Annotated in this window: 10 protein-coding genes; 4 read left to right on the top strand and 6 right to left on the bottom strand. The window is 61.1% G+C overall.

All coding sequences use genetic code 11. The features are described from left to right. Positions 1 to 276: 276 nt before the first annotated feature. Together QWI20_RS22625 and QWI20_RS22620 are read right to left on the bottom strand one after the other, a co-directional pair. Positions 277 to 1,251, bottom strand: a complete 975-nt coding sequence (locus QWI20_RS22625; RefSeq protein ID WP_369307312.1) for a 2-hydroxyacid dehydrogenase — start codon at positions 1,249 to 1,251, stop codon at positions 277 to 279. 98 nt (positions 1,252 to 1,349) lie between these two features. Further along, complete coding sequence (locus QWI20_RS22620) at positions 1,350 to 2,297, bottom strand: LysR family transcriptional regulator (RefSeq protein ID WP_369307311.1); 948 nt, start codon at positions 2,295 to 2,297, stop codon at positions 1,350 to 1,352. A gap of 181 nt (positions 2,298 to 2,478) precedes the next feature. Between QWI20_RS22620 and QWI20_RS22615 the strand changes: the two genes are divergently transcribed. Genes QWI20_RS22615 through QWI20_RS22600 form a run of 4 tightly spaced genes read left to right on the top strand, consistent with a single transcriptional unit; the run spans position 2,479 to position 7,289 of the window. Continuing rightward, the gene (locus QWI20_RS22615; protein WP_369307310.1) at positions 2,479 to 3,990 is read left to right on the top strand and encodes an efflux transporter outer membrane subunit; all 1,512 of its coding nucleotides are present in this window, start codon (positions 2,479 to 2,481) and stop codon (positions 3,988 to 3,990) included. A gap of 22 nt (positions 3,991 to 4,012) precedes the next feature. Then, positions 4,013 to 6,211 (top strand): FUSC family protein, encoded by a 2,199-nt coding sequence (locus tag QWI20_RS22610; protein ID WP_369307309.1) that lies wholly within the window; start codon positions 4,013 to 4,015, stop codon positions 6,209 to 6,211. Continuing rightward, the gene (locus QWI20_RS22605; RefSeq protein WP_065991906.1) at positions 6,201 to 6,401 is read left to right on the top strand and encodes a DUF1656 domain-containing protein; all 201 of its coding nucleotides are present in this window, start codon (positions 6,201 to 6,203) and stop codon (positions 6,399 to 6,401) included. Before QWI20_RS22610 ends, QWI20_RS22605 begins: the two co-directional genes overlap by 11 nt. 15 nt (positions 6,402 to 6,416) lie before the next feature. Continuing rightward, on the top strand, positions 6,417 to 7,289 hold the full coding sequence (locus QWI20_RS22600; protein WP_205486766.1) for an HlyD family secretion protein: 873 nt from the start codon (positions 6,417 to 6,419) through the stop codon (positions 7,287 to 7,289). A 261-nt stretch (positions 7,290 to 7,550) separates the two neighbouring features. On the opposite strand, the gene QWI20_RS22595 is transcribed toward QWI20_RS22600, so the two are convergent. From QWI20_RS22595 to QWI20_RS22580, 4 genes are all read right to left on the bottom strand, one after another. Continuing rightward, entirely contained in the window at positions 7,551 to 8,375 is an 825-nt protein-coding gene (locus QWI20_RS22595) for an SDR family oxidoreductase (RefSeq protein WP_369307308.1), read from the bottom strand. A gap of 33 nt (positions 8,376 to 8,408) precedes the next feature. After that, positions 8,409 to 8,873 (bottom strand): multidrug transporter, encoded by a 465-nt coding sequence (locus tag QWI20_RS22590; RefSeq protein WP_369307307.1) that lies wholly within the window; start codon positions 8,871 to 8,873, stop codon positions 8,409 to 8,411. A 208-nt stretch (positions 8,874 to 9,081) separates the two neighbouring features. Continuing rightward, complete coding sequence (locus QWI20_RS22585) at positions 9,082 to 9,438, bottom strand: hypothetical protein (RefSeq protein ID WP_369307306.1); 357 nt, start codon at positions 9,436 to 9,438, stop codon at positions 9,082 to 9,084. A gap of 265 nt (positions 9,439 to 9,703) precedes the next feature. Further along, on the bottom strand, positions 9,704 to 11,158 hold the full coding sequence (locus tag QWI20_RS22580) for a mannose-1-phosphate guanylyltransferase/mannose-6-phosphate isomerase (RefSeq protein ID WP_369307305.1): 1,455 nt from the start codon (positions 11,156 to 11,158) through the stop codon (positions 9,704 to 9,706). Between the last annotated feature and the right edge of the window lie 146 nt (positions 11,159 to 11,304).

Below are 11,304 nucleotides of genomic sequence, written 5' to 3'. Positions count from 1 at the left end.
GCTGGAAAACATCGCGAAAACCGAGTCGGAAAAGACTGATTATGCCCTATCGATGCTGTCAGAGAGGGGGAGCAAGCTCCCCCTCCGGACTTTCCCCGGACACTAGTGACGGGGACCGTGGGAACAATCATATCTCGAGTGAGCCCACCCTCACGTGGGAGCGAGCTTGCTCGCGAAGGCTTTCTCGGAGCCACCAGAGAACGAGGCTGACTGCCCCGGCCCCTTCGTGAGCAAGCTCACTCCCACAAGGGCTCACTCCCACTAGAACTGTGACGCTCAGCCCTTCCACACCTGCCCATTCACCAGATCCTGCGGCTTCTCGCCCAGCAGTGCGGCACGCAGGTTGGCGTAGGCGCGGTCGGCCATGGCCTGGCGGGTTTCGTCCGTCGCCGAACCGATGTGGGGCAGCGTCACCGCGTTGCTCAGTGCAAACAGCGGCGACTCGGACAGCGGCTCTTTTTCGTACACGTCCAGCCCGGCGCCGCGAATGGTGCCGTCCTGCAGCGCCTTGATCAGCGCCGGCTCGTCGACGATCGGACCGCGGGCGATGTTCACCAGAATGGAGCTCTTCTTCATCAGCGACAGCTCGCGCGTACTGATCAGGTGCCGGGTCTTTTCGCTGAGCGGCACCACCAGGCAAACGAAATCCGACTCCGCCAGCAACTGATCCAGCGTGCGAAATTGCGCGCCCAGTTCCTGCTCGAGGGCGGTCTTGCGGCTGTTGCCGCTGTACAGAATCGGCATGTTGAAACCCAGACGACCGCGTCGAGCGACCGCTGCGCCGATGTTGCCCATGCCCACAATGCCCAGCGTCTTGCCGTAGACATCGGTACCGAAATGCGGCGCCTCGATGCTTCGCTTCCAGTGGCCGGCTTTGGTGTAGGCGTCCAGTTCGGCGACGCGGCGGGCGCTGCTCATGATCAGCGAGAAGCCCAGGTCGGCAGTGCTTTCCGTCAGCACGTCGGGAGTATTGGTCAGCATGATGCCGCGTTCGGTGAGGTAGCCGACATCGTAGTTGTCGTAACCGACCGAAATGCTCGACACCACTTCCAGCTGCGTCGCGTTCTCCAACTGCTCGCGCCCCAGCTTGCGCCCGGCGCCGATCATGCCGTGGCTGTGGGGCAGGGCTTCGTTGAACTGCGCGTTCAGATCACCCTTTTTCGGATCGGGGATGATCACGTTGAAGTCTTGCTGCAGGCGCTCGGCCATTTCCGGTGACACGCGGCTGAAGGCAAGGACGGTCTTTTTCATCGGATAGCTTCTCTCGGCAGGTCAGAAGGGCAATGCGTAGCACGCTAACATTCTTGCCGAGGGATTGGCAGGATTCCGCCGTTGCGCGTGGATGATGATTAAACCGTCTCCGGCAACACATGGGTCTGCAGGTCCGCTTCGTGGGCGGCCATGATTTCCGGCAAGGACCCGCGCAGGTACTCGACCCAGGTTTTGATCTTCGCATCCAGGTACTGCCGCGACGGGTAGATCGCGTACAGGTTCAGCTCGTGGGAGCGGTACTGAGGCAATACCCGCACCAGCGAACCATTACGCAAACCCTCGATCGCCGAGTAGATCGGCAGAATCCCGATGCCCATGCCACTGCTGATCGCCGCCTGCATGGCGTCGGCCGAATTCACCAGAAACGGCGAATTGCCGATGGTCACTGTTTCCTGACCTTCGGGGCCGTCGAACGACCACTTTTCCAGCGGGAACACCGGGCTGACCAGACGCAGGCAGGCGTGATTGAGCAGGTCGGCCGGTCGATGCGCCATGCCGAACGCCTTGATGTAGGCCGGAGAGGCGCAAACGATACTGTAGGTGATGCCCAGTCGCTGGGACACGAAGCCTGAATCCGGCAGCTCGCTGGCGAGCACGATGGACACGTCGTAACCCTCTTCCAGCAAGTCCGGGACGCGGTTGGTCATGGTCAGGTCAAACGACACGTCCGGGTGATTGCGCCGGTAGCGGGCAATCGCGTCGATGACGTAATGCTGGCCTACGCCGGTCATCGAATGGACTTTCAGCTGCCCGGCCGGACGCGCATGTGCGTCACTGGCTTCGGCTTCCGCCTCTTCCACGTAGCCGAGAATCTGCTCGCAGCGCAGCAGGTAACGCTTGCCCGCTTCAGTCAGGGCGATGCGTCGCGTGGTGCGGTTGAGGAGTCGGGTTTGCAGGTGGGCTTCGAGATTGGAGACAGCGCGCGAAACGTTTGCGGTGGTGGTGTCCAGTTGAGCGGCGGCAGCGGTGAAGCTGCCCGCTTGCGCCACGCAAGTGAAGGCGCGCATGTTTTGCAGAGTGTCCATTGGCCGTTCTCAGGTGAGATAGCAAATTGTGACATGAAGTAACTGATCCATGTCAGCCATACCAAAGGATTATCTCCCGTTCGGTAACAAAGATTCGCAGAAGTCCCGGCTTATCGCCGGACTAGACGCCGCCTAGAATCGCCGCATCATCGATTCCCCCTCCATTCAGGTAATTGCAGCAGTGCCGCGTCGTCTCGTCAGAGGGCTCAAGCCCCTCAGTGTGTGGGCTTTAACGTTACTCATCAGCGGCTGCATCGGAACTGGCGGAATCGCCCCACAAGGCACAGCGTTGTCCCCCGACGCCCTAGCCACCGACGACGCCATCAAGGCGGCCGACAAAGACGCCCACTGGCCAGCCGGACAGTGGTGGCGCGCCTATGGCGACGAACAACTCAATCGCTGGATCGAACTGGCCGCGCTCGGCAGCCCCAGCCTGGCGATCGCTGCCGCGCGGGTGCGTCAGGCCAAGGCCATGGCGGGTATCGCGGAATCGGCGGAATCCCTGCACATCTCCGGCGACAGCACGCTGAAACGGCATAACTGGCCGACGGATCAGTTCTATGGTCCGGGTGAGCTGTCGAACACCAGCACGTGGGACAACAACGCTTCGTTGGGCCTGAGTTATTCCCTTGATCTGTGGGGCCAGGAAAGCAGTCACTCCGAACAGGCGCTGGACATGGCGCACATGAGCGCGGCCCAGGAGCGGCAGGCGCAGCTGGAATTGCAGGACAACATCGTCCGCGCGTACATCCAGTTGTCCCTCAACTACGCCCAGCGCGATATCGCCGAAGCGACCCTCGCGCAACAGCAGCAGATCGTTGATCTGGCCCAGCGCCGTCTGAAAGGCGGCATCGGCACCCATTTTGAAGTCAGCCAGGCGGAAACCCCGCTGCCCGAAACCCATCGTCAGATTGACGCGCTGGACGAGGCAATTGCCCTGAGCCGCAATCAGATCGCCGCGCTGGCGGGCAAAGGGCCGGGCGAGGGCGCACGTCTTCAGCGCCCGACGCTGTCGCTGAATGCCGCGTTGAAACTGCCGTCGGCGTTGCCGGCCGAATTGCTGGGGCAGCGTCCGGATGTGGTGGCCAGTCGCTGGCGGGTGGCGGCGCAGGCGCGGGGCATTGATGTGGCCCATGCCGGGTTTTATCCGAACGTCGATCTGATGGGCAGCCTCGGTTACATGGCCACCGGCGGTGGCATGCTGGAATTCCTCGCCGGCAAGAAATTCAACTACAGCGTGGGCCCGGCGATCACGTTGCCGATCTTCGACGGCGGGCGTTTGCGTTCGGAGCTGGGCGTGGCGTCAGCGGGTTATGACGAAGCCGTCGCGCAGTACAACCAAACCCTGGTGATGGCGTTGAAGAGCATCTCCGATCAACTGATTCGCCGCGAGTCGATGGACAAGCAGCAACAGTTCGCCGATCAGTCGGTAGCCGCCGCGCAGAAAACCTACGACATCGCGATGGTCGCCTACCAGCGCGGCCTGACCGATTACCTCAATGTGCTCAACGCGCAGACGCTGTTGTTCCATCAGCAGCAGGTGCAGCAACACGTCCAGGCCGAACGCCTGACGGTGCATGCGGAGTTGGTGGTGGCGCTGGGGGGAGGGTTGATGGCGGGCAATGATTCGCCTGCGCCGGAAAGGACCGTTGCGCCGAAAACGCCGGTGTCGCTGGCGGTGTTCAATAAATGACGCGCTTCGGCAGGGCCTGGCGATGAACGCCGCTTTTAACTGGCTCAAATCCCTCGAATGGCGTCGCGGCCTGAACGATTGGGCGCGCAGCGATGGCGTGACGTGGATCTACATCGGCAAGGTACTGACCGCGGCATTCCTCACGTACTGGATCGCCATGCGCCTGGAGCTGCCGCAGCCGCGCACCGCCATGATCACCGTGTTCATCGTCATGCAGCCCCAGAGCGGTCAGGTGTTCGCCAAGAGTTTCTATCGCTTGCTCGGCACCGTCGCCGGCTCCGTGGTGATGGTCACTCTGATGGCGTTGTTCGCGCAAAACAGCGAGCTGTTCCTTGGCAGTCTGGCGATCTGGGTCGGTTTCTGCTGCGCCGGCGCCGCGCGCTATCGCAACTTTCGCGCCTATGGTTTTGTGCTGGCCGGCTACACCGCCGCAATGACTGGGCTGCCCGCGCTCGCTCACCCCGATACCTCATTTATGGCGGCCATGTGGAGGGTGCTGGAAATCTCGCTCGGCATCGTTTGTTCGACGCTGGTCAGCGCGGCGATCCTGCCGCAAAGCGCCGGCGCGGCGATGCGCAACACCTTGTATCAGCGCTTTGGCACCTTCGCCCAGTTCGTCATCACCGGCCTGCGCGGCGAGAGCGATCCGGCGTCTTTCGAGGCCAGCAACGTGCGCTTCATCGCCGATGCCGTGGGACTCGAAGGCCTGCGCGCGGTCACGGTGTTCGAAGACCCGCACATGCGCCGTCGCAACGGCCGATTGAATCGCCTGAACAGCGAATTCATGACCATCACCACGCGCTTCAACGCTCTGCATCAATTGCTGGAACGCTTGCGTCGACGCGGTGTGACGCCGGCGGTTCAGGCCATTGAGCCCGGCCTGACTGCGCTGACTGGATTGCTGGAGCCTTTCGCCGGGCGCGCGCTGACCAACGCCGACGCCGCGCTGCTCGCCAATCGGCTGAGCGTGTACAAGGCCGACCTGCCCGAGCACGTGCGCAGCCTGCGTGCCGAGTTCGTCAAAACCGAGCCCGGCGACGACGACCTGCTGGATTTCCACACCGCCTACGAATTGCTGTATCGCTTCGTCGACGACATGCACGACTACGCCCAGACCCACGCGTCCCTGGCCGATCACAACCATGCGCGCGAGAAATGGGTCGAGCCGTTCGTCTCCACCACCAGTTGGCTGTCTTCGCTGGCCTCCGGCGTGCGCGCGACGTTTATTCTCGGGGTGATGTCGGTGTATTGGGTGGCGACGGCCTGGCCGAGCGGTGCGTCGATGACCCTGGTGTCCGCCGCCACCGTGGCGCTTTCCGCGACGACGCCGAACCCGAGGCGCATGTCGTTTCAGATGGCCTGCGGGACTTTTCTGGGGGCGGTGCTGGGTTTTTTCATCACCTTTTTCGTGCTGCCGCGCATCGATGGTTTCCCCCTGCTGTGCATGGTGCTGGCGCCGGTGTTCGTGCTCGGCACCTTCCTGACCACGCGGCCGCAGTGGGTCGGCTACGGACTGGGGCTGCTGATTTTCTTCAGCATCGGTTCGGCGCCGGACAACCTCACGGTCTACAACCCGTATGCGTTCATCAATGACTACATCGCCATGGTCCTCGGCATGCTGCTGTGCGCGGCGGCGGGGGCAATCATTCTGCCGCCGAACAGTCGCTGGCTGTGGCAGCGGCTGGAAGGCAATCTGCGTCAGCAAGTCAGTTTCGCCATCAGCGCGCCGCTGCGCGGGATCCGTTCCAGCTTCGAAAGCCGCACCCGCGACCTGATGCATCAGGCCTATGGCCTGGCCGCCGGCAAACCGGAAGTGCAACGCAACCTGCTGCGCTGGATGTTCGTGGTGCTGGAGATCGGCCACGCGATCATCGAGTTGCGCCGTGAGCAGGACATCCTGCCGGTGCACCCCAGCTATGCCGAATCGCAACCCTGGCGGCAGGCGATTCGCGCCATGGGCCGCTCGCTGATTCGTCTGTTCATCCAGCCTGATCGCCACAACCTGGCGCGCAGCCTGTCCGCCGTCGATCACGCCATCGTGTGCGTGCAGAACACCGACGAGCCTTTCGCGCCGCACTTCGACACCTCGGCATTGCGCCGGGTGAAAAGCTATCTGCACTTCATCCGCACCTGCCTGCTGGACCCGCAATCGCCGCTGGCAGGCGCTCCGTCAGAGCAGGCGTCTGTGGCCTCGCCGCAAGGACAACTCAATGCCTCGTGAACTCGCCTTCCACGGCGTTTACATGCCGACCGTGACCGTCATGTTTCTGGTCGCGATGGTGCTTTCCTGGGCGCTGGACCGCTTCATGTCCGGGCTCGACCTGTACCGTTTTTTCTGGCATCCGGCGCTGCTGCGTCTGAGCCTGTTCAGCTGCATTTTCGGCGCCATGGCGCTCACTGTTTACCGTTGAGGCACGTTGGTTGAGATGAAAAAGCTCTTCAGTCTGATCGCGACTTTGTTGATTCTGGCCCTGGCCATCTGGATCGGCCGGCTGCTGTGGATTCATTACATGGACACGCCCTGGACCCGCGACGGCCGGGTGCGCGCCGACGTGATCAACGTCGCCGCCGACGTCAGCGGCGTGGTAATTGATGTGCCGGTGAAGGACAACCAGCCGGTTAAAAAAGGCGACCTGTTGATGCAGATCGACCCTGAGCATTATCAGTTGGCGGTGAAGCAGGCCGAGGCCATGGTGGCGTCGCGCAAGGCGACGTGGGAGATGCGCAAGGTCAATGCCAATCGGCGTAAGGACATGGACGCCCTGGTGATCTCCGCCGAAAGCCGCGAAGACGCCAGCAATGTCGCGACCTCTGCCCAGGCGGATTATCAACTGGCGGTCGCCCAGCTCGAAGCCGCGCAATTGAACCTGCAACGCACCAAAGTGCTGGCGGCGGTGGACGGCTACGTCACCAACCTCAACGTGCATCGCGGCGACTACGCGCGCATCGGCGAAGCGAAGATGGCCGTCGTCGACAGGAATTCGTTCTGGGTGTACGGCTTCTTCGAAGAGACCAAACTGCCCCACGTCAGGATCGGCGATCCGGCGGACATGCAGTTGATGAGCGGCGAAGTGATGAAGGGCCACGTCGAGAGCATCGCCCGCGCCATCTACGACCGCGACAACCCGGAGAGCCGCGAGCTGATCGCCGACGTTAACCCGACCTTCAACTGGGTACGACTGGCCCAGCGCGTGCCCGTGCGCATTCACCTGGATCACGTGCCGGAAGGGGTTGTGCTGGCGGCGGGGATCACCTGCACGGTGATTGTGAATCCCGAGCAGGAAGGCTCGGTGCAGTAACGCCTGCGATCCATGGAGATTGGAAGTAAGCTTTCGCGAGCACGGTGGAGCGCCACCCCGGTTGCTCGCCAATCACTGGGGGTGACGCAGGATTTCGGCCATGCCGCAGGACTTGTAGGAGTGAGCTTGCTCGCGAAGACTTCAGCCCGGCAGCTAAAAATGCTGCGGATGTACTGGCCCCTTCGCGAGCAAGCTCGCTCCCACAAGTTTTGCATCAACCACTACTGGTCAGTGCCTATCTGCAAGGGCCGACGCTGGAGGTCAGCCCTGTTTATCCAGCTTGAAGCGCTTGCTTAGAATCCATTCCAGCAGTGCCTTGGGCAGCAGCCGTTCCATGAGTGGCAGCGCGCGGCTACCGTTGCCGGATCGCAGCAGACGCGGTGGATGGCAGTGTTGCACGGCGTTGAGGACGTCGCGGGCGAAGTCAGTGGCGGGTGTCGGATTGCCTTGGGACGCATTGGCCCTCGCGCGGATGCCTTCACGCCACGGCCACCACGGCGAATTCTGGTGAATCACTTGCTCGGCCTCGTGGCTGGCGTTCTGCGCGAACTGGGTGTCGATGGCGCCGGGCTGGACTTCCATCACCCGGATGCCGAAAGGCGCCAGCTCCATGCGCAGTGCTTCAGTCATTGCATGGACGGCGGCTTTGGACGCGCAATACGCGCCCGCGAAAGGCGTCACCAGCACGCCCGAAACGCTGCCGATGTTCACCACCAGTCCCTTGTTGCGGCGCAGCATTGGAAACAGCGCGCGCGTCACGCCGACCACGGAAAACACGTTGGTTTCGAACTGCCTGCGCATGGCCTCGACACCGCCATCCAGCAGCGGGCCAATGCCACCATAGCCTGCGTTGTTGATCAGCACGTCGAGCCCTTTGCCGTGTTGATCAAGCTCGCAGACCAGCAGATCAATCGCATCGCTGTCATTGACGTCCAGGGCCACGGCACGAAAACCGGCGGTGGTCAGCGCCAGCACGTCGGCCGGCTTGCGTGCCGTCGTCCAGACTTCATGGCCTGCCGCTTTGAACGCATCCGCCATGGCGCGGCCGATGCCGCTGGAACAACCGGTGATCAACACCACAGACATGGTTCAGTCCTTGAAAAAAGAGAAGGGCGGCGCTCAGCCGGAGAACCTGCCTTGCAGGCGTTCGGCACGAAACTCCAGGGTCTGCGGCCGATAACCCGGGCGCAGCGGGGGCATCGGCAAGCAATCTTGCCACTGGCTGCCGGGCAACAAGTCGCCCGGTCCCCGGTAGCGCGGTGCGGTGTAGGTGTCTTCGGCCAGATTCACGGTATCGCCCGGCGCGTAGGCCGCGATCTTCCAGCGCAGTTGGGTGAGCGAAACAGAGTTGCCGTTATCGATCAGCACCAGCAACGGGCGACCCGTCGGGCATTGCTGCGGCGCATAGTTGACGCGCATTTGCAGGCGCTCAAGGCGCTGCTCCTCGCGGCTGTCTTCCCAGACCACAAACGCCGCCACGACGCTCAACCCAACCGCCGCTGCCAAGGAAACGGGCAGGGCTTTGGAGGGATAGCGCAAGAGCAGGACCAGCCAGGTGAACAGGAGTACGGCGCCGAAAATCATCGTGTCGATCTCGCGATTGCAGATGAAGGCATCGTACCGAAAGGGGAGGGGATTGAGCTAATGGTGGTTCGTCTGATTCAACCACAATCTGTAGATGGGCTTGTCGCAGCGGTCTTTCTATTGTGTAAAAGCCGGGCGGGTGGCGGCAAAGGCTGGTATCCCGCCCGGTGTAAACAGGTCAGTAAATGCTTACGGGTTTTTCGTCTCTTCACGCAACTACGTCATAGGTTTGCGAGAAGGGCGTTTCAACTATGCCGATATAAGGTTCTTGTGGGTCCTGAATAATGTACCAGAGCCTGGCACGTACCCTTACTTTGTCGCCGACCTCAAACCATCTGAATGGCGGGACCTCAAATTCGATGGGTTTGTTAGGGATAAAGGGTCTCTGTTGGGAGTAAGGACCGAAGCTGTCCTGATTGATTAGAACGAACTCAATAAAAAAGGGAAACCCGTAACCTGAACCGGATAAATCATATTTAGCTTTTACTGGTTTCCCCAAGACTATCTGGCCGTCCGGCAGCGAGGGGGCTGGATAAACTTTGTTTACTTCAGCTCGTGTGATCATGATCGTTCCTTGATAGCGATGGTTTAAATTCAGCGCCTCTACGATAAAGCCCTGGATTTTGGCTGTGTACTGTCACAGGTGACAGTACTGATATCACTTCGCGATAAATATCCAGGCTGCAGGAAGAATCGGGTATTAGGTGCGAAGCGGGCCATCACGCTTGCCAGTGCACCGCTTTCGCCTGAAAAAAAGCCCCCGACAACCCTCTGCGGATGGGGAATACGCAGAGGATTGACGGAGGCTAGTACTACTCGGTAAAGCGGTATTAACGCGCGATGGTCTGGGTCTTCACGCCGGCTTCGATGCCTGGAGTGGAGCGGCCGTAGACGTCTTCGAAACGTTCGATGTCGTCTTCGCCCAGGTAGCTACCCGATTGGACTTCGATGATTTCCAACGGGATCTTGCCCGGGTTGCGCAGGCGGTGAACCGAGGCGATCGGGATGTAGGTCGACTGGTTTTCGGTCAGCAGGAACACGTTGTCGTCGCAGGTGACCTGAGCGGTACCCGATACAACGATCCAGTGCTCAGCGCGGTGGTGATGCATCTGCAGCGACAGGCTGGCGCCCGGCTTCACGGAAATGCGCTTGACCTGGAAACGGCCGCCCATGTCCACGGAGTCGTACGAGCCCCACGGGCGATAGACTTCGAGGTGGTTCTGGGTTTCGCTGCGGCCTTGCTCGTTCAGCGTGTTGACCAGTTGCTTGACGCCCTGAACCTTGTCTTTGTGGACGATCATCATGGCGTCTTTGGTTTCGACGACAACGACGTTGTCCAGGCCGATCACGGTGACCAGTTTGCCGTTGCCCTGAATCATGCAGTTGCGGCTGTCCTGAATCACGACATCGCCTTTGGCAACGTTGCCGTTTTCATCTTTGGCGCTCACGTCCCACAGGGACGACCAGCAGCCGACATCGCTCCAGCCCGCATCGAGTGGAACCACGCAGGCGCGCTGGGTTTTTTCCATGACGGCGTAGTCGATGGAGTTGTCAGGGCAGCAGGCGAAGCTCGCCTCGTCCAGGGAGATGCTGTCGCCGTCCTGCTTGCTGCGCTCGAGGGTCAGCAGGCAGTTGTCGTAGATATCCGGATCGTGCTTTTTCAGCTCTTCCAGATAACGGCTGGCGCGGAACAGGAACATGCCGCTGTTCCAGTAGTAACCGCCGGCCTGGACGAATTCCTGGGCGCGTTGTTCATCAGGCTTTTCAACGAACTGCTGTACGCGGCTGACGCCTTCCGGCAGCAGTGCGTCGGCGGTGGACTTGATGTAGCCGTAGCCGGTTTCAGGCTTGGTCGCCGGGATACCGAACAGCACCATTTCACCACGCTCTGCAGCAACGGTGGCCAAGGCCAGCGCACGTTGCAGGGCTTTCTGATCGTCGATCACGTGGTCGGCTGGCAGCACCAGCATCAACTCGTCGCGACCTTCGTTGGCCAGCATCATCGCGGTGATGGCAACGGCAGGCGCAGTGTTGCGACCAAACGGTTCCATGATCACGGCCTGAGTTTCCAGACCCAGTGCATTGAGCTGCTCGGTGACGATGAAGCGGTGATCCTTGTTGCACACCACGACAGGGTGCTGCATGCCGTCGAATTGCAGACGCTCAACGGTCTGTTGGAACAGAGTGTGTTCGCCGGTCAGCGCCAGGAACTGTTTAGGAAACTGTTTACGCGAAAGAGGCCAGAGTCGGGAACCGCTACCACCTGACAAGATCACTGGAATCATTTTGTTTCTCCGTTAAGCAAAAATCGTTCGAATGGGCTGTAGGTCTTTTCGGTCTTTCTGGTTTTTGTCTTGCATCGCTCGGCGTCCTCCTGGCTGTCTGCTTGCTCCGCAGTGCCTGACGCCGAACGCTTAATCCCGTAAATCCG

The organism is Pseudomonas sp. W2-17 (genome assembly GCF_041060445.1).
GTDB lineage: Bacteria > Pseudomonadota > Gammaproteobacteria > Pseudomonadales > Pseudomonadaceae > Aquipseudomonas.
Note: the sequence above shows the minus strand (reverse complement) of the source record. Positions and strands in the feature narration are given on the sequence as shown.

What these genes read in the sequence shown, in the direction of transcription:
- QWI20_RS22605 (WP_065991906.1), top strand. Translation starts at nt 6,201, where the DNA reads ATGCCTCGTGAACTCGCCTTCCACGGCGTTTACATGCCGACCGTGACC.
- QWI20_RS22620 (WP_369307311.1), bottom strand. Translation starts at nt 2,297, where the DNA reads ATGGACACTCTGCAAAACATGCGCGCCTTCACTTGCGTGGCGCAAGCG.
- QWI20_RS22595 (WP_369307308.1), bottom strand. Translation starts at nt 8,375, where the DNA reads ATGTCTGTGGTGTTGATCACCGGTTGTTCCAGCGGCATCGGCCGCGCC.
- QWI20_RS22585 (WP_369307306.1), bottom strand. Translation starts at nt 9,438, where the DNA reads ATGATCACACGAGCTGAAGTAAACAAAGTTTATCCAGCCCCCTCGCTG.
- QWI20_RS22590 (WP_369307307.1), bottom strand. Translation starts at nt 8,873, where the DNA reads ATGATTTTCGGCGCCGTACTCCTGTTCACCTGGCTGGTCCTGCTCTTG.
- QWI20_RS22600 (WP_205486766.1), top strand. Translation starts at nt 6,417, where the DNA reads ATGAAAAAGCTCTTCAGTCTGATCGCGACTTTGTTGATTCTGGCCCTG.
- QWI20_RS22580 (WP_369307305.1), bottom strand. Translation starts at nt 11,158, where the DNA reads ATGATTCCAGTGATCTTGTCAGGTGGTAGCGGTTCCCGACTCTGGCCT.
- QWI20_RS22610 (WP_369307309.1), top strand. Translation starts at nt 4,013, where the DNA reads ATGAACGCCGCTTTTAACTGGCTCAAATCCCTCGAATGGCGTCGCGGC.
- QWI20_RS22625 (WP_369307312.1), bottom strand. Translation starts at nt 1,251, where the DNA reads ATGAAAAAGACCGTCCTTGCCTTCAGCCGCGTGTCACCGGAAATGGCC.